This is a genomic window from Actinoplanes sp. CA-252034 (assembly GCF_050956125.1).
Lineage (GTDB): Bacteria > Actinomycetota > Actinomycetes > Mycobacteriales > Micromonosporaceae > Actinoplanes.
The window spans coordinates 1,240,400-1,265,000 of record NZ_CP191846.1; the positions used below are offsets into that span (position 1 = coordinate 1,240,400).

At 65.4% G+C, this 24,601-nt stretch carries 11 protein-coding genes and 2 tRNA genes (1 of these 13 only partly in view); 9 read left to right on the forward strand and 4 right to left on the reverse strand.

Annotated elements, in window-relative coordinates; translation table 11 throughout:
- Window positions 1-1,168: 1,168 nt before the first annotated feature.
- The 3 genes from ACQPZW_RS05805 (at window position 1,169) to ACQPZW_RS05815 (ending at window position 6,095) form a co-directional block, all read left to right on the forward strand.
- Entirely contained in the window at window positions 1,169-2,872 is a 1,704-nt protein-coding gene (locus ACQPZW_RS05805; RefSeq protein ID WP_433793797.1) for a serine/threonine-protein kinase, read from the forward strand.
- Window positions 2,873-2,944: 72 nt separating this feature from the next.
- Window positions 2,945-3,733, forward strand: a complete 789-nt coding sequence (locus tag ACQPZW_RS05810; RefSeq protein ID WP_433793798.1) for a hypothetical protein — start codon at window positions 2,945-2,947, stop codon at window positions 3,731-3,733.
- 1,129 nt (window positions 3,734-4,862) lie between these two features.
- Entirely contained in the window at window positions 4,863-6,095 is a 1,233-nt protein-coding gene (locus tag ACQPZW_RS05815) for a hypothetical protein (protein WP_433793799.1), read from the forward strand.
- 478 nt (window positions 6,096-6,573) lie between these two features.
- On the opposite strand, the gene ACQPZW_RS05820 is transcribed toward ACQPZW_RS05815, so the two are convergent.
- From ACQPZW_RS05820 to ACQPZW_RS05835, 4 genes are all read right to left on the reverse strand, one after another.
- Window positions 6,574-7,743, reverse strand: coding sequence for an ISAs1 family transposase (locus tag ACQPZW_RS05820; RefSeq protein WP_433793800.1), 1,170 nt, complete (start codon window positions 7,741-7,743; stop codon window positions 6,574-6,576).
- A 163-nt stretch (window positions 7,744-7,906) separates the two neighbouring features.
- Window positions 7,907-8,479, reverse strand: a complete 573-nt coding sequence (locus ACQPZW_RS05825; RefSeq protein ID WP_433793801.1) for a hypothetical protein — start codon at window positions 8,477-8,479, stop codon at window positions 7,907-7,909.
- A gap of 364 nt (window positions 8,480-8,843) precedes the next feature.
- Window positions 8,844-18,095 (reverse strand): putative Ig domain-containing protein, encoded by a 9,252-nt coding sequence (locus tag ACQPZW_RS05830; protein ID WP_433793802.1) that lies wholly within the window; start codon window positions 18,093-18,095, stop codon window positions 8,844-8,846.
- A 950-nt stretch (window positions 18,096-19,045) separates the two neighbouring features.
- Window positions 19,046-19,116: transfer RNA gene (locus ACQPZW_RS05835), tRNA-Gly, on the reverse strand.
- Between the two features lie 130 nt (window positions 19,117-19,246).
- On the opposite strand from ACQPZW_RS05835, the gene ACQPZW_RS05840 reads away from it, so the two are divergent.
- From ACQPZW_RS05840 to ACQPZW_RS05865, 6 genes are all read left to right on the forward strand, one after another.
- Window positions 19,247-19,320 (forward strand) — tRNA-Pro (locus ACQPZW_RS05840).
- Window positions 19,321-19,356: 36 nt separating this feature from the next.
- Window positions 19,357-20,700: a trigger factor gene (gene tig / locus ACQPZW_RS05845; RefSeq protein ID WP_433793803.1), complete on the forward strand. Its 1,344-nt coding sequence runs from the start codon at window positions 19,357-19,359 to the stop codon at window positions 20,698-20,700.
- 207 nt (window positions 20,701-20,907) lie between these two features.
- Window positions 20,908-21,546: a ClpP family protease gene (locus ACQPZW_RS05850; protein ID WP_433793804.1), complete on the forward strand. Its 639-nt coding sequence runs from the start codon at window positions 20,908-20,910 to the stop codon at window positions 21,544-21,546.
- Window positions 21,547-21,557: 11 nt separating this feature from the next.
- A complete protein-coding gene (locus ACQPZW_RS05855) occupies window positions 21,558-22,214 on the forward strand; it encodes an ATP-dependent Clp protease proteolytic subunit (protein WP_433793805.1) in 657 nt (218 codons plus the stop codon).
- Window positions 22,215-22,430: 216 nt separating this feature from the next.
- Window positions 22,431-23,723 carry an ATP-dependent Clp protease ATP-binding subunit ClpX gene (clpX, locus tag ACQPZW_RS05860; protein WP_433793806.1) on the forward strand — a complete coding sequence of 431 codons (1,293 nt, stop codon included), beginning with the start codon at window positions 22,431-22,433 and terminating at the stop codon, window positions 23,721-23,723.
- Between the two features lie 288 nt (window positions 23,724-24,011).
- Window positions 24,012-24,601, forward strand: partial view of a carbon-nitrogen hydrolase family protein gene (locus tag ACQPZW_RS05865; RefSeq protein ID WP_433793807.1) — the 5' portion only. It continues 205 nt past the right edge of the window; the window shows 590 of its 795 coding nt (coding positions 1-590); its start codon is at window positions 24,012-24,014; its stop codon lies beyond the right edge, outside the window.

The following is a 24,601-nucleotide window of genomic DNA, read 5'->3' on the forward strand; positions in this document are numbered from 1 at the left end:
TCTCCTATTGAACTGATCTCAACGATATCCGATTAGGTATTTCTGTTCGCGAAGTGGGGTAGCCCGGGAGATCCCGAACCGGCGCCCAGCAATGTCAGGTCTTCCTGCTTGCGGAACCACGCGAGTACGAGTAGTGCCTGATAGATGCAGGTCAGAGCGCGGGTCCTCTCTCGATGTCGCGGGCACGGCGCTTGGCATGCAGCAACCGCGCCGTGAAATGCACCAGTCCCTCGGGACGCCGACCATGGCGCGATAAGCCAGCACGTGGAGCCCTCTCGAAGACGTGGATCTGTCGCGAGACCCGTCTATCGATGGCTCCACGTCTGTTTCGAGAACTGCCCGGAGCTACCGATTCATCCGGGTCGTCCCGACTCGGCTGTCATTCGATGCTGAGTCTGAGACGGTTCAGTGAGTGACATTGCGGAACATCGCGCCGCCACAACCGCCAGCCCTGGCAACCGCTTGCCTGGGGCCTTCTAAGCGGATTCTTCGCCACTGGAGCATTCAATTCGGCGTTCGCGACCCGTCTCACTTTTCGCTGGGTGCGGTTTCTTCCGGACGGTCTTGTGGATTCGGTCGTCACACCCTCAGGTCTGATGCGTGTGCTCGCCAAGTGTGCCGTACCGGGTTTGATGGAGACACTGATGAACCCCGTCGAATGCGAGTCGCAGGACGAAGGAACGCCCAGGGCCGAGAACGGGCGGCCCGCCCCATGCCGATCGGCTTGACAACGGTCGTCGCTTGCCGCGGCATTCGCCGATGTTGGCTGTGCGTCGTGCCGGCTCCCATCGGTCCGCACCTGCACCGCGCAGCGAGCCCCACTCGACGATTGTCTGGTTCAGCACCGGGTTCATTGCATGTTGAGACGTCGTGCCGGTGCCGGTTGGAGATTGCGCGGTCACCGGGCCCGCGATGAGCAGTGCCGCGGATCATCTCGTCGATCACATCGCGCTTGTGGGCATGTCCCGTCACGTTCTCCCCGCGGGAACGTTCTGCACGCGGCATGCGACGGAGGGCCGGGTGGATTCCCTGCGGAAGCCTGGAAAGCATATTGACTGGCTACGATGTGACGAGGGCCACGCAGGGAGAGCGAATCGTGCAGACGGAGCGAGTTGTCGCCAACAGGTACCGGTTGGAAGAGCAGGTCGGCTCCGGCGGCGGCGGAGTCGTGTGGCGGGCCACCGACGAACGCCTCGGCAGGCCGGTCGCGCTGAAGCGAGCCCTGTCCGGGGATGGGGACCCGCAGCGGATCCGGCAGTTGGAACGCGAGGCGAAGCTGCTCGCCCAGTTGAACCACCGGCACGTCGTGACGATTCATGACGTGCTGGACGACAACGGTGAGTGCTGGCTGGTCATGGAATACGTGCCGGCGCGGAGCATGGCCGAGTTGGACGTTGTCGCACCTCGCCAGGCGGCGAAGCTGGGCGCGCAGATCGCCGATGCGCTTGCGGCGGTGCACGCGAAGGGAATCCTGCATCGCGACATCAAGCCCGGAAACGTCCTCATGATCTCCGAGGACGAGGTGAAGCTCGCCGACTTCGGCATCTCCAGCGACGCCGCGGGTGACGCGACCGTTACCCGCCCTGGTCTGCTCACCGGGTCACCGGGGTTCGTGGCGCCGGAGGTGGCCAACGGTGCCGCGCCGACGGCGGCGTCCGACGTGTTCTCGCTGGCATCCACGCTGTTCGCCGTCGTGGAGGGCGAGTCACCAGTCGGGTCGACGACCGACGACATGCGGCTGCGCCTTCGACGGGCCGCCAACGGCGCCATCGCCTCGCCGCGCAGGAGCGGCCCGCTCACGCCGGTGCTGGAGCGCATGCTGCGGGTCGACGCCGGACAACGTCCCACCGCAGCCGAGGCACACGAGATCCTCGCGGACATCGCCGGCGTGCGGGCAACCCGGCGCGCACCCCGCCCGAGGTCCGCTGGGCGCCACAGGCTTCTCATGACTGCCGGGGTGCTGGTCGCGGTCGCGGCGGCGGCGAGCGGCATCGTGTTCATCGATGAGCCTGGAACCCCGACGGGGCCTGTGCTCGGTGCCGACCAGCGCACCGCCGATCCATGCTCGCTGATCCGTGACGCGGCTCTGGAACCGTACGGGAATCCCAATCTGGTCTCGGACGATTCTGGGTTCAACCAGTGCAACGTCATCGTCAAGAAGGACAGGAAGGAGGCGAACCTCCTGGCGTTGATCGACCGCACTCCTGGTGAGCAGTCGCCCGTGCAGGCACAGGACAAGGGGCGGTACCGGCTCGTAGACGAGCCGGCGGGTGAGGGATCATGCGGGCGCCGGATGCTGTTACCCGACCGCTACGAGGTCCGGATCGAAGTGACCAGGGCCCACCTGATCGGCGCCGACGCGTGCGCCATGGCCGACGCCGCCGTCCGGAGTGCCGACGCGGTGATCACCAGAGGACCGATTCCGGAGCGCCGATCCGGCAACCCGACGTTGCGGCCGGAGTCCTTCAGCAGGGCGGACGCCTGCAGGGCCAAGGACTCGCCGTCGTTCCCCGATCGGCCCGGGATCGACCGCGAAAACCCGGAGGTCGGCTTCGGGCGTTGGAAGTGCACCTGGACCAGTCCCGCCAACGGGACCGTTTACCGGCTGCGCTTCACCCGGGCAAAGCCGTTGGTCACGTCCAGCGCGACGAAGATGACGATCGACGGCCGGTATTCCGTGATCGGTTATCCCGGAGACGCACCTGGCGACGACACGTGTGAGGTCGAAGTGCACAACTTCACCTACGTGGACGCCTACGGCTATGACAAGGATGAGGCGCTGGAAGCCACTGTTGTCGGCAGGAACCTGTCGCCGGACGAGCGGTGCCTGCTCGCCACCCGGCTGGCCACCGCCTTCTTCCCGCCACGGTGACGCGGGAACCCTCCCACATATCCCGGACAGGCTGATGGCCGCGCTGCTCACACAAGGTGCCAGGAGGCGAACATGCCAGAGGAACGGCCGAACGCGCTCCCGGCGAACCACCACAGCCTCGCCCTTGGAGTTCCCGCCAGCGTCGCACCCGGCATACTGCACGTGCTGGCGGCGACCGGCGGCACCACCGTCGGATCCAAGGAGGGGCGGACCGTCCTTTTCGGACGAAGCAGACCGGATGTGCATGTCTGCGTCGGGGAGGACGACCTGCGTATCAGCAGGAAACACGGGGCGCTCACCTGTCGCAGTGACCGGTGGTGGATCAGCACGCTGGGTCACCTTCCGCTTCGGCTGCCCGACTCTCGCCTGTTGTTCCGGCAGGACGAGCCGATTCCGTTGCAGGCGGGGTATACGCCGCTGTTCGTCCGCGGTTCACATGAACGACTGCACCTGCTCGAAGTTCACGTGCAACCAAAGGACGGCAACCGGCCACCGGCCGACCACCATGCAGCGACCAGGCCTCCGCGCACGTGGCATCTGACCTCCGTGGAGAAGCGCGTGGTCGTCGTGCTCGCCCAGCGGTACCTCCTGCACGAGCGGCACCCGATTCCTCTGTCCTGGCGTCAGGTCGCGGAACACCTCAACGAGATCCGGCCAGACGACGACTGGAACCACAAGAAGGTCGAGCGCGTCGTCACCGAGGTGCGGAACCGGTTGAGCGGCAACGGTGTTTCCGGCCTGACCCGTAGGGAGGTCGGTGAGCCCATCGGGAACACGCTGAACCACAACCTCATCCGCGAACTGATGGAGAGCACTACCCTCGTGCCACCGGACCTGCGCATCCTCGACCACGATGGCTGAGACTCGACGGTCTCACAGCCCGTGAACCTGACACGACCTAACCGGCCCCACGGTGATTTTGATGGCGTGCGGCCGAATCCGGCCATCAACTGCTCGATCGTCGCGCCCTCAGCGTGCCGACGGGCCGGCCGGGCATCGTCTGCGAGCTCCCAGCGCCTGTGCGAGTTCGGGCTGACCTGCCGCAGGTCGGCCATGGTGAACGCGGGCGCAGCCTTGGGACGAGCCGGTCGTGTTGAGGGCGCGGACGGGCCCGAATTGGTCCCAGGCCCGAGCCGTGCAGCCTGTACCGGATGTTGTCCGGGAAGCCGGCCAAGGATTCGGCCAGCAAGCCGGCGAAGGCCGCGGGCGGCAAGCGAGCGAAGCGCAGCAAGCCGACAGACACCGCGGCTGGCACCGGCAAGGCGGCCAAGCGCGACCGAGGACCGAGTTCCGACACGTAATGACACGCAAGATCATCGGGGCGGGTGAATGACGAAGGCCCAGACCAGCGAAACCACTGCTGACCTGGGCCTTCGTAGTGGAGCGGGCGACGAGAATCGAACTCGCGTAATCAGTTTGGAAGAAACAAGTCGATCATCCCGGACGGTCCCGTCCGGCCCCGCTGAACCCCCGTTGACCTGCTGATTCATCCCAGCTTCGTCCCGGTGGGTTCCGGGGCCGGACGGGTCATGCCAACCGGTTCCCTACCAAGATCCCTACCGTTCGGTGCCCGGTGCCCGGTGCCCGGTGCCCGGTGCCCGGTGCCCGGTGCCGCGAGTCGGGTTGGTCGCTCGTTTCGGCCACCAGGGCGTTATCGCTGACGCTTAGGTGCGTCACGAGCCCAGCGTGTGTCGATCGAGGGTGGCTCATTCCGAGTAAAGACTCGCAACAGGACCGTGGTGAGAGCCGCTCGTACGGCAGCGTGCGCCAGGTCGTAGAGAAGGCGTGCGGGGTCGAACATGTCCATGGCGGGTTCCTTCCGGGGAGTTGCCGCGGCGCAGAAACGGGGCGGCGGATTCCCAGCTAAACCGACCAATGGCGACGCTGGTAGATGGCACGAACTTGCTCGGACCAGGCCGTATGCGGCTCGACAGTGTCGAACACAACGGGTGCGTCGAACGCCTTCGAACGGCGTCGTACAGTGCCGTACATGGCCGAACAGGTGCCCGGCGGTATGGGCGAAAGAGCAGATCTGGATCTCCCAGATCTCGAGCTCATAACCACCTTAGACGAGTTGGCGGAAGCGCTGCGTACTCTGCGGGTCGCACGTGGGAATCCCTCCTACCGCGCAATCGAGAGATTGATCGAGAGGGACGGGCAGCCGCGTGTCCCGTTCAACACCGTCCATGACGCCATGGCCGGTCAGCACATGCCCAAAAGGCAGGCGGTCCTCAGCATCGTCCGGGCGCTGAATGGGGGTGATGCCAAGCGCTGGCTTACGGCATGGAACCGGGTCGAACTCGGACGTCAGGGCCTTCCAGCGGTGGGTGGCACAGCTGGATCCTGGCCGCGTCGCGCTCCGGAAGTCAGCACCACGACGGTGGGTGGGATATCGAGGATCGCTGCCGTGAACAGACGGGACGGCGCCTCTCTGATCACAAACGCGCCGAGCGGCCAGATTGTCGACGTTGTCCACACCCTGGCCGCCATGCCAGCGGAGAACGCGGCGGAACGTTTGAATCTGGTCCCGGCGGTGCGCGTGGCAGCGGTCTTGGCGGGGATGGACGAGCGGCAGGCTGCCGCCATCCTGGGTTACATGCGCCCAGCGGTGAGCGCAGCCGCTCTCACCGTTGTCGAGCCAGCCGTAGCCGGCGATCTGATCGCACTCGTCCGCACCCCGACCTCGGCGTGCGCCAATATCCTGCGCCTCATACCCGCCGGCTCAGGCGCTGCCATCATCTCTACGATCGAGAACTGGCCAGCGTTCCTTGATCAGGTCACTAACCTGACCGGTGCCGACATACTCCGCTTCCTGATGGAGATGGACGACGGTGCCGTCGGCCAACTCTTCGCCCATCCCAACATGCCCGCCCGCGGACCGCAGTTTCTCGACGGCGCATCGTCGGAAGGTGCAGCTCGAGTGCTACGCGCTGTTCCCGCAGCGCAAACCGGCCGATGGCTAGATAGCGTGAATCCCACCCAAGTTCCGCGGCTCATTCGAAACCTGACCGACCAAGAGTTCATGCCGATCCTCGGGGAGATGACGGTCGCGAGAGTCGCCAGACCGCTCTATGAAGCGCTAGGTCCCGACCATCTCATCAGGCTGGTCAGCCTGATGCCACCGGACATCGTCCGGCGTTGGTGGGATCAGCTGCAGCGGGAAAGGGTCCTCTCAGGAGAGGAGTCTGAACAGCTCAGGGCCGCCATCAGGCCGCGCTCCTAGCGTGTGGGCGAACCGCTCGTCTCGACAGGATGCCGCACCGGACGACGTTTCGCGCTCCCTTCCTGAAATGCCAGCTTCGCTGGATTCCTTTGCGGACGTCGGGTAGGGCTGGACGGCGACCCGCTACGACTGCCTTCATATGCCGGCTACCGGCAGCGCAACACCGTCGAACGAGCCGTCATGTTCTGTGCGGACGCGATAGAGAGATCCGCAGCGGAGTCCTCGCGAGAACATCGACGTAGAGGTTCGCGAACGGGACCCCGCTGTCAACCTCGCCCACCTCGACGCCACGCAGGAACACGAGGCGGCCCTCTTCGACTCGCTCCACGTCCACCAGCAACTGGCCAAGCCCAGATGCTGGGCTTCGACAAGAGTGACGCCCCCAGAATCGGCCCGTAAGGTCGGCGGCGTGAATTCGCCTGGGGAAACGAGCACTCAGGGCCAGACCGAGTACCGGACCAGTGCCCCGGCAAAGTCGTCAGCTAATGCCGAGTAACGCCAGTGTGCGGCCGCTGTCGCGGGCGTGATGGCGGATGGCGGCGGCGATGTTGGTGGTTCCGGCGATGCGTAGGGCACCGATCGCGGCGTTACGTAGGGCGGCCATGATCTCGGGGCCGGTGCCGGTGCGGATCTGGCTGCGGTCTTCGTCGAAGGTGACATCGCGAACCCAGTGGATCTTGTTTTCGATGGTCCAATGGCCGCGGATCCAGGCGGCCAGTTGCGTCGGTTTCGCCTGATGCACAGGTAGGTCGGTGATGGCGTAGATAGTTTCGGTGGTGAAGCGTTTCGGCTGGTCAAGGCGTCTTCTGCGGCGGCGGATCTGCAGCGCTTGGGTGGCGTGCGGGAAGTCGATGCCGGCGGAGATCGTCAGGATCTTCAAGGTGCGGATCTCGCGGCGGCCGTGGCCGCGGTCGGCGTCACGGATGGCGTCCGGGACCGCCCGCCAGGGCAGTCCGGTGAGCTGTCGGTGCAGGTAGGGCTGGTTGCCCTTGACCGTCAAGATCCAGTTTGCGCCGCGTTCGGCGAGGTAGTCGACGTGTTCGCGCTGGCAGTGCAGAGCATCGGCGGTGATCACCGTGTCGCGCAGATCGCCGATCTGGTCGAGCAGCGGGGCGAAACGAGTGATCTCGTTGGTCTTGCCGTTGACGTCGGTGCTGGCCAGAACCACTGCGCTGGCCTGGTCGCAGGCTGCGAGCACGTGCCGGGCTGCGGTGTCGGTGATACGAGATCCGCGCAGTGACTTGCCGTCGACCGCGATCGCCCGCCGGTCCGCGGAGGCGTCGGCCATAGCCCGGCCGGCGAGCCAGACACCGATCGCCGCGGTCAGCGAATGCGGATCCATGGCTTGCAGCAGTCGACGGATCATCGCTTCGGACGGCCGCCGGTCCGGGGCGATGCCCAGGGCGAGGACCGTCGCGGCGGGAACGTCGGCGACCCATTCGGCGATTGCAGTGTAGGAGCGGCAGCCGGCGACCACGGCGCACACCGCCGCGATCACGACCACCGGCAGTCGGTGACGGACGCCTCGCCGGGCGCGGGGATCGGGCACATCGGCAAGTGCTGCCACCAGCCCACCCGCGGTTTCGGCCACGGTCAGAGCCGGTGCACAGGACAAAGAGGAGATCAGCGATGATGGCAGCGCGGGCATGACTCACTTCGGATCGATCACCATGGCGTAGAGAACCTTGATGATCTTCTGAATCGGTCATGCCCGTCTTACTGCCGTCAGCAGCGGCGCTTCTACACCAGAACACTCTCAAGCCGGACAGCCTCCCGACTTTGCCGGGGCCCTGGGTGAGGAGGGGTGCTCACTAGAAGGTGTTCCACTCCATTCGCGGAACACATCCCATGCTTCCATCCCAGCAGTTTTCCGCCCATCCGCCTGCCACCATAAGGGGCCGACTCAGCACTAGGTCGCCAGCCCGCTGTGCCCGCAAAACCACACCAAGATTCGGCGCACAGAGGTTGGCCTCGTGCGAATATCTAATCTCTTCGTCAAGATTCACTAAATACTCGCCAAAACGTTTCTGCAGGATTGACGGAGTCTGTCCCACCAACGGGATTCCGCCCAGGGTTACCTGGGGACCCCATCTCGCATCGACAGCCACCCCAGAAAGGCCATCGTCATTATCCACGTACGCCACAACTACAGATTGAGTAAGGCGCACTCCCGCACTGCTTTTCAGGTCAAAATGAATTGCCTTCAGATTTTCGTGCAACAATTCGCCGCTAACGTTCTGAACCCATTTTAGGCTCAGGTCCTCGAAGGCCGTGGCCTTGATCTGCTCAGTGGTCATTCCGAACGCCAAGGGGCCGACCTGTTCAAGCGGGGTGACCACCCAAGAAGGACGCTCTGAATCTGATAGCACATTCCAAATTGTCACCGCAGCCACCTCGCAATCAAGATTTCCATTCCATTATGCAGATCCACATTAGGGATTCTAATACCTACCAATTCTGCCGTTAGCAACTAGGTACTGCCGTGTGATTAGTAAGCGACTCCCGCCCTACGCAGGTGGGCGGTCAACCTGACGCAGGGGCGAGTGTCATCGACGGTCGCGGTCGCTCAGTGTAGTCCGCCGCCAGCTCGTTGCAGCCACACAGCCGGTCTCCGGCCATCTTCAGCCGCGGCACGAAACCGTCATTCAGATTCAGTGCTGGAGGCATGCTGTCAAGGACAAGGTAAGGGCTGGGCGTTTGACTAAGATAGAATACCCTATTCAAACGGCGCGCATTCAGGATATTCGGTCACGGTACACGCTCGCCTTTCAGTATCTTGAAATCCATTTTCCCTGCCTCGTTGCGCCAGTAAACCGTCAGACTACTTCCTCTGGGAAGAATTGCCTCGACCGCTCTCACGCAGCCGTAGTCAGCTGTGCAGATACCGGACCGATTATTGATCACCAAGTCCGAGTGTTGGACATTGAAAGAAACCATATGCCATGCCACTTGGGTCTCAACATGATCAGCGGCATAGTGTACTTGCGTTTCGGAAAACCGGTCCCCCGGATTGGGGACGACCGGAGAACTCCAGAGAAACTCATTCAACGCTTGAAAAGAATCACGACTCAAAAACCCGTCGTCATTGCCACTCCGAATCTGATAGCCGATCTTCTGGACTTGACCGTCGACCAACGCTACTCGCTGACCGACTGTTTTCTTCTGGGTTTTAGTGATTTTGGGCAGTTCGTCAACGAAAGGTCCGTACTGCTCGCAGATGTCGTTGTGCACCAAGACTGGACGATCGCCGGCCATCACGTAGAACGTGTGAATACTCTCGACGGTCAGGTTGTACATGGTCGCGCTGCCGGCGAAGTTGTGCACCGACTTCACGGTGACGGTGCCGCCGTTGGTGCTACTCAATGTGGCGCCGTCGGCAAGGTCTTGTGCGTCGGTCCACTTCTGCTGTTGGGGTGTCCAGAACGGGTGATGTGCGGTGGTGTGGATTACGGAACCATCTGCCAGGGTGAGGTCTGTCAGCTCGGTATCGGTGTTAACAATTAGGGCGATCACTGCCTGTGGTGTGGCCACCTGGCTAGCAGGGTCACCAGCCAACACCTTCTGCCCAAGGCGGATGTCCTGGATTGCGACTGTACCGCCGTCAGCCATTAGTACCTGAGTGTCGGCACGGAAGCTGTTACGACATGTGTAGCGCAGCCCCCCTCGGCCATCTTTAAGGTAGTCAGCGACCGATTCGAGGATATCCCGTACGGCCTCTATGCCGTCGAGGTAATTCTTGATTACCCGGTCGGGTTCACAGAAGTCATTATTTGCCGCCAATTCGTAGCATTGCACCCGGAAGATTTTGAACTTGGTTTCCGGCGTCAGATTGCCGTCGTGATCGAAGTATCCCTGCTCGTCTACCTTCTTGAAGACAATTGCCCGCTCCCAGTCTTCGGGAGTTTTGCATTCGTCATCGATTTTGTCGAAGTCGTAGTTGCAGGTGAACAGGTCTAGAAGATCCGGCGCCGAACCATTGGCGAGAGTCTGCGCAAGGGATTTGATTCCCTGGCAATCATCCGTGCAGAGCCCAGAATCGGTGTCCATGATGCCTGTGTCTGCATCCCACCACAGAATTGGACCAGTTTCGAAAAGCTCGTTAGCGTCCACGCGATGTGTTTCCGGAATGAAGCGTGTGTCTGCCTCTATGTAGAGGCTCAGGTCGACACCCAGGCGGTCATCTGCGGCCGCATTGAAGTGGATTCGCTCGATGTACGTGGCAGAATATTGATTTCTACTCAGGGCATAGACGTCGTTCTTGGTTACGGCAATGCCTGTCATGAGGCTTGGCCAGGGCCGCCCGAGGGCTTCCATGTGGCCGTATTTGTCGATGCGTGTGATCTGCGGGACTGGGGCCGACCCAGTTGCGGGAGCTCCGGCTGGGGCGCCTGTATCCGCCAAAACATATAGACGACCACCGTTGAATGCGGCGTGTGTCCCGTGCGTCGAGTAGGGGAGGTTCTGTGTGACGGTCTTCATGTCGGCGCCGATGGTGTCGCGCGCCTGCTTGCCCTCGGTGTCTTTGATGGTGATTGTCGTGAATGTTTTGCCGTTGGCGAGCCAGACGCCTGTTTCGGTTGCGGCCATGAGTGAGCCGGCCGGAATGGTGTTGCGCACTACGACGTTGGAGACACCGCTTTTGAGTCCGTACTGGTGCAGCGAGTTCGAGCTATCGATGGTGTAGAGGTACTCGCCTGCTATCGAGGATTGCTCGTTGGCTGGTGCCCGGAGTGTGCGGGTGGAGCCGGTGATGGGGTTGACGGCGCGCAGGCCACAATATTGGTCGTAGACGTAGATGAGCGTTCCGTCGTTACCGATGATGTATGGGTTGATGAAGGTTGCTGCGTTACCTTCGCTCGCGTCGTTGCACCCGCCTCTACCTTCGCTCGTTACGCGACTGGTGGTGCCGGTGTAGATGTCCGTCTTTTGCACTCCACCATAAGCCGACGGTGTATAGGCGAACCCGTTGAGGACGGTGACGCCCGTTAGGGTGCCAGAAAGGGGCGGATCCGTAATCGTCGTTTGGGTGACACCGGGGTCGAGGTTAGGAGCCTTTTCGGTCGGCTGCGTGAAGTCGCGGTTGTCCGCTGCGATGCCGTACAGGCCGTCTTTGCCGGCGATGTAGAGATTCTTGCCGTCGGCGGCGATGGCCCATGCGTTGGAGAGCAGCTTGTCGTTGTGGGCACCGTCGCCGGCCACGATCTGCAGGCTGTCGTCCTCTTTGCTGATACGACTCAGAAGGTTCCGGCCGTCAACGAAGTAGACGTATTCGCCGACCGAAAGAGCTCCGAGCACCGCATGTGGGGGCATCGGGGACGTTGTGATCTCGGCGGGGACGTTGATCGGGATGCGGTAGAGCTTGCCGTCATTGTTGAAACCCCACAGGTATTGGCTGTCGGCAGCGATGGGGCCGCTCAGGGTGACGCTTTCGACCAGGCGCGTGGACGTGGTGCTCTGAATGTCGTAGCGCCAGATCTTGCCGGCGTAGTCGGTGCTGTAGATGAACCGGCCGGCGACTGCGGTGTAGTTGCCGAGCGGGGAACCGATGGTCCGGGTGGTTTTCCCGTCTGGGCTGACCGTCCGCAGACCGCATCCCGGGTCGTTGACGTAGACCACTGCACCGTCGTTGCCGATGACCTTGGCCTCGTTGAAGCTGATTATTTCGCTGCTATCGCCGTCCTGGCAGCCGACGGTGCCGTTGCCGATGACCAGTTCGGGCACCGCGGCGACGTTTCCCGCGTCGTCGACCTTGTACTTGACGAGTTTGTGGTCGACACCGGTGTAGACATATCCACCTAAGACGGTCACGCCCGACGCCCAGGCGTCCGGGCCGTTCCGGGTGATCCTGCCGGCGTCCAGGACCGGACCGTCGGCGGGCGAGGCGAACTCGCGGACGGAGTCGGTGAGTTTGGCGAGGCCTTGCTCGCCAGCGGTGTAGACGTTGATACCGTCGGTGGCGATGGCGGAACTTTTGTTGAGCAGGCCGCCTTTGGCGCCGTCGCCGGCGACGAGTTGCAGGGTGCCGTCGGACTTGCTGAACCGGATGAGCAGGTTGCGGCTGTCGGTGTAGTAGACGTGGTCGCCGGCCGAGCGGGCCGCGGTGACTCCGCCGCGGGGCAGGGGGAACGTCTTGGTGTCGGCGGTGTTGCCGTTGACCGCAAGTCGGTGCAGCGTTTGCCCGCTGAAGACCCACAGGTAGCTGTCGTCGGCGGCCAGGACACCGGTCAGGGCGGTGTTCGGCAGGATCTGCGTCTGCTGGCCGGACTGCAGGTCGTAGCGCCACAGCCTGGAGGCCGTGTCGGCGGAGTACAGGTAGCGTCCGGCGATCGCCGCTCCGGTGGGGACCGCTGAGGAGACCTTCCGGATCGCCCCCGTGGCCGGGGTGACTGCCCGTAGCCCGCAGGACGAGTCGTTGATGTAGATCACCGAACCGTCGGTGCCGATGACCTTGGTGCCGGAGTACAGGCGGGCCTGCCCGCCACTACCGGCGTCGGTGCAGACGGAGTTGTCACCACCGGCCACCGGCTGAGCGACAGCGTCACTACCCGCCGTGACGTCGTACCGGACGACCTTGTAACCCACGACCGTGTACGCGAACCCACCAAGCACCGCCACACCACCGGCTGCCGTGGCAGGGCCGACAGGACGGAGGTCACCGAAGCCCACGGGGGCTCGGTTGGCGGGTGGTTCGTAGACGCGGGTGGTGGTGGTGAGTTTGGCGAGGCCTTGGTCGCCGGCGGTGTAGAGGTTGGTGTTGTCGGTGGCGATGCTGCTGGTGTTGTACAGCAGTTCGTCGGTGTGGGCGCCGTCGCCGGCGACGAGTTGCAGGGTGCCGTCGGACTTGTTGATCCGGGTGAGCAGGTTGCGGCTGTCGGTGTAGTAGACGTAGTCCCCGGCTGAGCGGGCCGCAGTCACCCCCGCCAGAGAGGTGGAGATCGGAAACGTCTTGTTCTCGGAGCCGTTCAATGCCAGACGGTTCACCGTGTAGTTGCTGAAGACCCACAGGTAGCTGTCGTCGGCGGCCAGGACACCGGTCAGGGCGGTGTTCGGCAGGATCTGCGTCTGCTGGCCGGACTGCAGGTCGTAGCGCCACAGCCTGGAGGCCGTGTCGGCGGAGTACAGGTAGCGTCCGGCGATCGCCGCTCCGGTGGGGACCGCTGAGGAGACCTTCCGGATCGCCCCCGTGGCCGGGGCGACTGCCCGTAGCCCGCAGGACGAGTCGTTGATGTAGATCACCGAACCGTCGGTGCCGATGACCTTGGTGCCGGAGTACAGGCGGGCCTGCCCGCCACTACCGGCGTCGGTGCAGACGGAGTTGTCACCACCGGCCACCGGCTGAGCGACAGCGTCACTACCCGCCGTGACGTCGTACCGGACGACCTTGTAACCCACGACCGTGTACGCGAAGCCGTTCAGTACGGCCACACCACCAGTTGCCGTCGCGGCGCCAAGTCGGGTGACCTTGCCGGAGTCCATGACGGGCCCGGCGGCGGGTGCGGCATAGGTACGGGTGGTGGTGGTGAGTTTGGCGAGGCCTTGGTCGCCGGCGGTGTAGAGGTTGGTGTTGTCGGTGGCGATGCTGCTGGTGTTGTACAGCAGTTCGTCGGTGTGGGCGCCGTCGCCGGCGACGAGTTGCAGGGTGCCGTCGGACTTGTTGATCCGGGTGAGCAGGTTGCGGCTGTCGGTGTAGTAGACGTAGTCCCCGGCTGAGCGGGCCGCAGTCACCCCCGCCAGAGAGGTGGAGATCGGAAACGTCTTGTTCTCGGAGCCGTTCAATGCCAGACGGTTCACCGTGTAGTTGCTGAAGACCCACAGGTAGCTGTCGTCGGCGGCCAGGACACCGGTCAGGGCGGTGTTCGGCAGGATCTGCGTCTGCTGGCCGGACTGCAGGTCGTAGCGCCACAGCCTGGAGGCCGTGTCGGCGGAGTACAGGTAGCGTCCGGCGATCGCCGCTCCGGTGGGGACCGCTGAGGAGACCTTCCGGATCGCCCCCGTGGCCGGGGTGACTGCCCGTAGCCCGCAGGACGAGTCGTTGATGTAGATCACCGAACCGTCGGTGCCGATGACCTTGGTGCCGGAGTACAGGCGGGCCTGCCCGCCACTACCGGCGTCGGTGCAGACGGAGTTGTCACCACCGGCCACCGGCTGAGCGACAGCGTCACTACCCGCCGTGACGTCGTACCGGACGACCTTGTAACCCACGACCGTGTACGCGAAGCCGTTCAGTACGGCCACACCACCAGTTGCCGTCGCGGCGCCAAGCCGGGTGACCTTCCCGGAATCCATAACGGGCCCGGTAGCAGGAGCCGCGTATACGACCCAGGGGAAGGACGTACGGCCGGTGCGGCCGCTGACGCTGGTGGCGGTTGCGGTGACGGTGTACGTGCCGGGTGTGCGGACGGTGCCGGTGATGACGCCGGTGGTTCGGCCGATCGACAGGCCCGTCGGGAGGCCGTCGGCGGTCCACGTGTACGGTCCGGCGGACTCGGTCACGGTGATCGGCAGGGCGGTGATCTGCTGGCCCTGGTCGCTGGCGGCCGGGGCTGGGGTGGTCAGGGTGAGGGCGGGCTGGATGCCGGCGATGACGCCGCGGAGTTCGATCTCGTCGAGCAGGCTCCAGCCGCTGCTGCCGTTGACGGTGACGCGGACGTAGCGGGCGGTTTCGGCCAGGCCGATGGCGCGGTAGGTCTTGATCTGGTCGGCGTCGGTGACGTAGGGGCGGGTGATCAGGGCCAGGTCGGTGAAGTTGGTGCCGTCGTTCGAGAAGCCGTAGACGACGGTCAGGGGCAGTGCGGCGCCCTGGCTTTGCTTCTGGAGCCAGCTGCTGTTGATCTCGGTGAGGGGTCGGCTGGCGCCGAGGTCGACGGTGATCGTGTACTGGTTGTTCGGGCGGCGGCCCTGCCACGCCGGTCCGGCGTCCAGGGTGCCGTGGATGCCGTCGGTCAGTTCTCGACCGGCGTCCGGGTGCGTCGCGTCTGCGGGAACGCTGGAGGTGTAGGTGCAGCCGCGGGGCTCGCTGGTGAAGCAGGTGGTGTAGTTCTCGCCGGCGACCGGGGTAGCGAGGGTGGTGACCGTGGTGGCGGGGCTGGTGGCGGTTTCCAGACTCTCGCTGCTGAGTGCGGCGATCCGGTACTGGTAGGTGGTCGCGCCGTCGAGCTGGGAGTCGCGCAGGGTGGTGATCGCGCCGGTGTCGGTCAGGCGGGTGCCGTCGCGGTAGAGGCGGTAGCCGGCGGCGCCGTCGACCGCGGCCCAGGTCAGCTGGACGGTCTGCACGCCATCAGGGGTGGCGGTCAGTGCGATTGGGGCGGTCAGCTCGACGATCCAGGTGAACGACGTCTGGTCGGTGCGCCCGACAGTGTCGGTGACGGTGACGGTGACGGTGGATCCGGCGGTCGCGGCGGTCGGTGTACCGGTCACGATGCCGGTGCCCGGGTCGAGGTTCAGACCGTCCGGGAGTCCGGTGGCGGTCCAGGTGTAAGGGGCGGTGCCGCCGCCCGCGGTCAGGGTGAGGGTGACCGCGGTTCCGGCGACAGAAGTCTGGGCGGCGGGGGTGATCGCCGCGACGGCGGTCGCCACGGTCCAGACGACGCTGAGATTGGTGGTGGCGCCGTTGGTGTCGGTGACCGTGACGGCGACAGTCCAGGAACCGGCAGCAGTGGGGGTGCCGGAGACGGCGCCGGTGGTGGCGTCGAGGGCGAGTCCGGTGGGCAGGCCAGTCGCGGCCCAGCGGAAGCCGCCGGAGCCGCCGGTGGCGGCGAAGCCCAGCCCGGTGGCGGTGCCGACGGTGCCTGCCTGGGTGCCAGGGTCGGTGATGGTCACCGGGCCGGCGACGGTCCAGGTGAACGAGGTGGTGGCGGTGCGTCCGGCGGCGTCGACGACGGTCGCGGTGACGGTGGCGTTCGCCGCCGTGGTGGGGGTGCCGGAGATGACACCCGTGGTGGTGGCGGTGAGGCCGGTGGGCAGGCCGGTGACCGTCCACGTGTACGGGCTGGTTCCGCCGTCGGTGGTCAACGGCAGGTTGGTGATGGCCGTGCCAGTGGTGTTGTTTCGGGCGCCGGGGCTGACCGCGGTGACAGGGGGGCCGACGGTGAGGGGAAAGGTCACCGTATTGGTGATCTTCAACGAGTCGATGACGGTCACAGTCAGGGTTGCGGTGCCCGCGGTGGTGGGGATGCCGGAGATGAGACCGGTGTTCGACTTGGACAGCCCGGCGGGCAGCCCGGTGACCAGCCAGCTGTAGGGGGCTTTGCCGCCGGTGGCGGTCAGTTGGTGCGACATCGCGGCGCCGGTGGTGGCGTGCACGGTGCCGGGGTTGGGCAGGGCGGGGGCGGCGGCGATCGTCCAGGCGAAGCTGGTCGCACCCGACGTGCCAGCGGTGTCGGTGGCGGTGATCACGGCGGTGTAGGCGCCGTCGGCGGTGGGAGTGCCGGAGACGGTGCCGGTGGCCGCGTCGATGCTCAGCCCGGCGGGAAGGCCGCTGGCGGTCCAGGTGTAGGTGCCGGTGCCGCCTGCGGCCTTGATGACCAGCGGGGTGATCGGGGTGCCGTTGGCGCTGCCCTGCTCGGTGGGGTAGGTGACGATCACGCCGGTGGAGAATGGGAACGAGACGGCGCCGGTGAGCTCGTCCTTGTCGGTGACGGTGACCTTGACGGTGTAGTTACCCGCCGTGGTGGGCGTTCCCGAGATGACCCCGGTGCTCGCGTCGAGCGACAGCCCGCCGGGCACGCCGGTGGCGGTCCACCGGTAGGGGGCGGTGCCGCCGCTGGCGGTCAGCGTTTTCGAGTAGGCGACGCCGGTCGGGCCGACCTGGCCGTAGACGCTGGCGACCGTGATCGGGCCGCTGATGTTCCACCCGAAGGAGACGGTGTTGGTGCGCTGCCCGGCGTCGGTGGCGGTGACGTTCACCGTGAGCGTCGCGGCCGAGGTCGGGGTGCCGGAGATGACCCCGGTGGCCGAGTTGAGCGTCATGCCGGCGGGCAGTCCGATGGCCGCCCACGTGTATGGGGCGACGCCGCCGGTGGCGGCCAGCGACAGCGACGTTGCGGTTCCGGTGACGTCGGTGCGGGTTGCAGGAGTGGTCACGGCGATTGGGGCGGTGACCACGACAGTGACGGTGATCGTGGTGGGGATCTTCGCGGCGTCGGTGACGGTGACCTGCGCCGAGGAGGTTCCGGCCGTGGTGGGGGTGCCGGAGATTACGCCGGTGTTGGACTTGATCGTCAGGCCGGCGGGTAGGCCGGTCGCGGTCCACGAGTAGGCGGTGGTGCCGCCGGTCGCGGTCAGCTGCTTCGACAGGCCGACGCCGGTGGTGGCGTGCAGGGTTCCGGGATCGGTCACGGTGGCGCCGGGGCCGACGGTCCACGGGAAGCTGGTGGCGCCGGACTTGCCGGCGGTGTCGATGGCCGTGGCCATGACCGTGGTGGTGCCGTCGACGGTGGGGGTGCCGGACACGGTGCCGGTGTTCGCGTCGATGCTCAGCCCGGTGGGCAGGCCGGTGGCCGTCCAGGTGAAGGTGCCGGTGCCGCCGGCGGCCTTGAGCTGCCACGGGGTGATCGGCGTGCCGGTCTTGGCGCCGCGGCTGCTCGGGTAGGTGACGATCACCCCGGTCGCGAAGCTGAACTGCGCGGTACCCGCGATGCCGGTGATGTCGGTCGCGGTGACCTTGGTCGTGTAGTTCCCGGCGGTGGTGGGGGTGCCGGAAATCAGACCGGTGCCCGCATCGATTGCCAAGCCGGGCGGCAACGACAGCGCTGACCACGCGTACGGGGCGGTGCCGCCGGTCGCGGTCATCGCCTTGGAATAGGCGACATTGGTCGGGCCGACCTGGCCGCCCGGGTTGGTCACCGTGACCACGTCCGCGGCCAACGCCGGAGGCACGGCGACGAAGGGCACTAGCAGAGACAGCACGCACGCCAAGGTCAGCGTCGCGAACCGGCGGGACCGCCAGGTCACGCGATCGCTTGCCAGCCCCGTGATCGTGCGAGGTTTTTGCCGCAGCATCGGTAACCCTTCGACAACAAACAGATGCCCGAACGGTACGGATTTGCGGCATATGCCTAGTAGATGCGATTGGCGGTACGCGGATCCCCCGACCAGCCGCCGACCCGGCGGCTCGGACAGAAAACCCGCAGCCGTTCAGATGATCGCCGAACCCTAAAACCGCCTCCCAGCACAACGGCAACCACAGCAATACCTTGCAGGCACATGCGAAGGGGGCGACGAAGAGGCAGGGTTACGAACCTCTCCTTGAAATGCCTAAAAGCGACCGGTGGCCGGCCGACACGGGCGGCCCAGGACTTCCCTCAAGCAGCATCACGACGGCCTGTCCATCCAAAGGCGCCATTGGCCACGGCTCGTCCACGATGCCGCCGCCGCACCCGACTGATCGGTGTGTCTTCGCCGGAGTGCCTTGCTGCGAGCGAGTCTGCATAGGTCGACGCTGCTGGTGCGGCCGGAAACGGTACTGCGCTGGCATCGTGACCTGCGCGCCCGCCGCCGTGTCCCGGGACCGACGGCGCGGACGCTTGCACACCGTGCGCTCATGCTGCGTCTGGTGGCGGAGAATCCTTCAGCGGAATGCCGGCGAGTGCACGGCGAATCCTTGTTCTCGGCGTGAGGGGCGCCGCGTCCAAGATCTGGGAGATCCCGCCCATGGCGGGCATCGACCCGGCTCCGGACCGTGCGATCACGACCGGAATCCAGTCCCAGCGAAGTCTCTGTCTTCAGATTCCACTCCGACGACACGCCGACGCGGCGGAGGCGCCGGTGTGTCATGGCCGAGGGGCATCTGGTCTGAACAGGTGTGACATGGATGACGGCGCCTGGCCGAGTTACCGACTCTGGCCGAGTCGCCGTGACGGTAGAGGCCGAGTCCCACCAAGATCCCTACCAAACGATCTTGCCTTATCGTCCTGTATCGATGATACAAGGCTCTGAACAGCACAAACTTGAGCGGGCGACGAGAATCGAACTCGCGTAATCAGTTTGGAAGACTGAGGCTCTACCATTGAGCTACGCCCGCGTGACCCCCGAAAACCTCGGGGCTCGTGCACAGCTTACTGAATCATCTACCGTCCGCGCGAACCGGATTCCCCACCAGGTGACTCCAGCGCACACGCGGGCGAGCGGACCGCATACACTGGCCGACGCCACGGGGTGTGGCGCAGCTTGGTAGCGCACTCGCTTTGGGAGCGAGGGGCCGTGGGTTCAAATCCCGCCACCCCGACTGACACCAACATCCGCAGCAACAAGGAGTACGCCTGTGAAGAGCACCGTCGAGACTCTGAGCCCGACTCGGGTGAAGCTCGCTATCGAGGTGCCGTTCGAGGAGCTCAAGCCGAGCCTGCAGAAGGCGTACCGGGAGATCGGCTCGCAGGTCCAGGTGCCGGGCTTCCGCAAGGGCAAGGTTCCGGCAGCGGTCATCGACCAGCGCGTCGGTCGTGGCGCCGTTCTGAACGAGGCTGTTCAGGAGGCGATCCCGCAGCAGATCCTCGCCGCGGTCCAGGAGCACGACGTGAAGACCCTGGGGCGTCCCGAGGTCGAGATCACCGAGTTCTCCGACAACGCGCCGCTGAAGTTCACGGCCGAGGTCGACGTCCGCCCCGAGATCGTCGTGCCGGACCTCTCCGCGATCACCGTGGAGGTCCCGGCGGTCGAGATCGGCGACAACGAGATCGACGAGCAGATCAACGGCCTGCGTGAGCGCTTCGCGACCCTCAAGACCGTCGAGCGCGCCGCTGCGGAGGGTGACTACGTTCAGCTCGACCTGAACGCCACCGTCGACGGTGAGGACGTTCCGGGCGGCTCGGCCACCAACATCTCGCACGAGGTCGGCAGCAAGCAGCTGCTTCCGGGCCTCGACGAGGTGCTCGTCGGCCTGTCCGCCGACGAGGAGGCCAACTTCACCACCCAGCTCGTGGGCGGCGACTTCGCCGGCCGTGACGCCGAGGTGAAGGTCGTCGTGAAGAGCGTCAAGGACAAGCAGCTCCCCGAGATCGACGACGACTTCGCCCAGCTGGCGAGCGAGTTCGACACCCTGGACGAGCTCCGCGAGGACCTGAAGACCCGCCTCACCAAGGTCAAGAAGGTCGAGCAGATCTACGCGGCCCGTGACGAGGCGCTCAAGCAGCTCGTCGAGGCGGCGTCCATCCCGGCGCCGGAGGGCGTCGTCAAGGACGAGGTCGAGGGCCGCAAGCAGGCCATGACCGACCAGCTCGAGCGGATCGGCGCGACCCTGGCCGACTACCTCGCCTCCGAGGAGAAGACCGAGGAGCAGATCGACCAGGAGCTGACCGAGGCCGCTCAGGAGGGCGTCCGGATCCAGCTGCTGCTCGACACGATCGCCGACGCCGAGGACGTCCAGGTCACCGACGACGAGTTCGGCCACGAGATCGTGCACCGGGCGCAGCGCGCGCAGATGCAGCCCCAGCAGTACTACGACCAGCTGGTGCGCTCGGGCGCCGCGGCCGCCGTCTTCGGCGACGTGCGCCGGGGCAAGGCGCTGGCCTCGGTCATGGAGCAGGTCACGATGAAGGACTCCGAGGGCAACACGCTCTCGCTGGAGGACCTTCGCGACGGCGACGAGCACGCGGGTCACAACCACTGATCTGATTCGCTTCTCACCGGCCACCGCGCACCGCTCACGGTGCGCGGTGGCCGGTGTCTTTTCCGGGGGTACGGCCACCCGATGCGCTGTCAGCGAACACCTGCCCGAGCGGGAAGCTGATGCGCATCCGACCAGTTAGGTTGGTCGTACGACGGACAACCTGCCGGCCGGACTCTCGGCCGACACAGCAAGCTGTGAAGGGCTGCCATGACCGATCTCCACATCCCCACCGGGCCCGTGTCGCGGCGCGGCGGCGGTGACACCCTGAGTGGCAACCTCGACGACTCGGTCTTCAACCGTCTGCTGCGGGAGCGAATCATCTTCCTCGGCAGCGAGGTGACCGACGCGAGCGCCAACCGCATCTGCGCGCAGCTGCTGCTGCTCTCCGCCGAGGACCCGGAGGCGGACATCCACCTCTGGATCAACTCGCCGGGTGGCTCTGTCTACTCGGGTATGGCCATCTACGACACGATGCAGTTCATCGACAACGACGTGCAGACCGTGGCGATGGGCATGGCGGCCTCGATGGGGCAGTTCCTGCTCTGCGCCGGCACCGCGGGCAAGCGTTTCGCCCTTCCGCACGCCCGCATCATGATGCACCAGCCGTCCGGCGGCATGGGTGGCACCGCCGCCGACATCGCCATCCAGGCCGAGCAGATGCTCTACACCAAGCGGATGTTCCAGGAGCGGATCGCGTTTCACACGGGTCAGACTCAGGAGCAGATCGCGGCCGACTTCGACCGGGACCGCTGGTTCACGGCCGAGGAGGCGAAGGACTATGGCTTCATCGACAAGGTGATCACCGGGGCCACGCAGGTTCCGGACGGTGCCGGAACGCTGAACTGAGGAGCTGAACCATGACCGACCTTTCCATGCCTCCCGGGTTCGCTCCGGTGCACAACCGCTACGTGCTGCCCTCGTTCTCCGAGCGCACCTCGTGGGGGATCAAGGAGTCCAACCCGTACAACAAGATGTTCGAGGACCGGATCATCTTCCTCGGCGTGCAGGTGGACGACGCGTCGGCCAACGACGTGATGGCCCAGCTGCTGACGCTGGAGAGCACCGACCCGGACCGCGACATCCTGATGTACATCAACTCGCCCGGTGGCTCGTTCACCGCGATGACCGCGATCTACGACACCATGCAGTATGTGCGGCCCGACATCAGCACGGTCTGCCTCGGCCAGGCGGCCAGTGCGGCCGCCGTGCTGCTCGCCGGCGGTACCCCGGGCAAGCGCATGGCGCTCCCGCACTCGCGGATCATCATCCACCAGCCGGCCACCGAGGGTGGTTACGGCCAGGGGTCGGACATCGAGATCCAGGCGCGCGAGATCATGCGGATGCGGACCCAGCTGGAGGAGCTGATTTCGCATCACTCCACCCGCCCGATCGAGCAGGTCCGCAAGGACATCGACCGCGACAAGATCATGACGGCCGACGAGGCCAAGGAGTACGGGCTGGTCGACGTCGTTCTGGCGACTCGTAAGAAGAGCCTCCAGACCGCAGACGTCTGACCCTGGGTGTGCGGTGTCAGGGGCCGGCCGGCGGGCGCTAGACTGGCCGACCCCTGACACGCCCGTTTTGGGGGGTCGGAGAACTGCCCCTTTGCGGGTAACGTCGAGACTGCAGCCTCAGGTAGGCGGGTCGGCGGACGATAGATGGCAACGAGGCAATCAGTCCTCGTAGAAGGTCCGGTCGACGGCCGGCCAATGAACGCAGGGAGAACGTAGGTGGCACGGATCGGCGACGGTGGCGACCTACTCAAGTGCTCCTTCTGTGGGAAGTCGCAGAAGCAGGTCAAGAAACTCATCGCAGGCCCAGGGGTCTACATCTGCGATGAGTGCATCGACCTCTGCAACGAGATCATCGAAGAGGAGCTGGCCGAGACCGGCGAGGTGAAGTGGGAAGAGCTTCCCAAGCCGATGGAGATCTGCCAGTTCCTGGACAACTACGTCGTTGGCCAGGAACAGGCGAAGAGAGCACTCTCCGTCGCGGTCTACAACCACTACAAGCGGATCCAGGCCGAGTCGAACGGCGCTCCCGGCGGGGGCAGCGATGTCGAGGTGGCCAAGTCCAACATCATGCTGATCGGCCCGACCGGGTGCGGTAAGACGCATCTGGCGCAGACGCTGGCCCGCATGCTGAACGTGCCGTTCGCGATCGCGGACGCCACGGCGCTCACCGAGGCCGGCTATGTCGGCGAGGATGTCGAGAACATCCTGCTCAAGCTCATCCAGGCCGCCGACTACGACGTCAAGCGCGCCGAGCAGGGCATCATCTACATCGACGAAGTCGACAAGATCGCCCGCAAGAGCGAAAACCCGTCGATCACCCGCGACGTGTCTGGCGAGGGCGTCCAGCAGGCCCTTCTCAAGATCCTCGAGGGTACGGTGGCAAACGTCCCGCCGCAGGGCGGACGTAAGCACCCGCACCAGGAGTTCATCCAGATCGACACGACGAACGTGCTGTTCATCGTGGGCGGCGCCTTCGCGGGGCTGGACCGGATCATCGAGCAGCGGGTCGGCCAGAGTGGTGTGGGCTTCGGCGCTCGCCTTCGGTCGATCTCCGAGCGCAACACCGATGACATCTTCGGCAAGGTCATGCCGGAGGACATGCTCAAGTTCGGCCTGATTCCCGAGTTCATCGGCCGGCTTCCGGTGATCACCACGGTCCGCAACCTGGACCGTGACGCGCTCATCAAGATCCTCACCGAGCCGCGGAACGCCTACGTGAAGCAGTATCAGCGTCTCTTCGAGCTCGACGGCGTGGAGCTGGAGTTCGACGAGGGCGCACTGGAGGCCATCGCCGACCAGGCCATGCTCCGGGGCACCGGCGCCCGTGGCCTGCGCGCGATCATGGAAGAGGTCCTCCAGAACGTGATGTTCGAGGTCCCCAGCAATCCTGACGCCGCCCGTGTCTTGATCACCCGCGAGGTCGTCGTGGAAAACGTGATCCCGACGATCGTCCCGCGCGAGTTCGTCGGCCGCCGCCGCCGTCCGGACCGCGAGGAGAAGTCTGCCTGACCAGCTCTCCGCTTCACCACACTGCCGTCACCCTCATGGGATGACGGCAGTGCTGTTTCCGGCGCTCTCCGCACGTAACCGGAGGCGGGCGGGCGGCGCCCAACTGACGAACCCGGTTTCCGATCGATCGGGCGACGTGCTGTCCCGAGCCGCTCGTGCACAGCACTGAGAGCGGTGAGGATGGCGTTGCGGCCGGGTGCGGGCTGCACCGAGTGCTCGTGCACAGCAATGAGAGCGGGCAGGGTCGCACCGGCACGAATCGGGGGCGGGTGGCCGTACGCTCGATTCATGCGTGTCGCCGTCTGCCAGCTGAACTCACGGGAAGACCGTGCCCACAATCTCGCCGTCGCTCGTGATCTGCTCGAGCGTGCCGCCGCCGGCGGCGCGGAGTTCGCGGTCCTGCCGGAGTATGTCGACTTTCTCGGCCGCTCCGCCGAGGCTCCGAAACCGGAGCCGATCGACGGCGAGTTCGCCGCCTTCTTCGCGACGGCGGCCCGCGAGCTGGGGCTCTGGGTGCATGCCGGCTCCTTCCACGAGACGGGCCCGGATGCGGCGCGCACCTACAACACCTCGCTGCTCTTCACTCCCGGCGGCGAGAGGGCGGCGACCTACCGCAAGATCCATCTGTACGACGTGGAGATCGCCGGCCGGGTCTCCTATCAGGAGTCGCGCACCGTGGCGCCCGGAGACGTCACCGTGGTCGCCGAGGTCGGCGGCGTGCCCACCGGGCTGAGCATCTGTTACGACCTGCGGTTCCCCGAGCTCTACCGTCGGTTGGCGATCGCCGGCGCCCGGATCCTCGTGGTGCCGGCCGCGTTCATGCTGCACACCGGGCGCGACCACTGGGAGGTGTTGCTACGGGCGCGGGCGATCGAAAA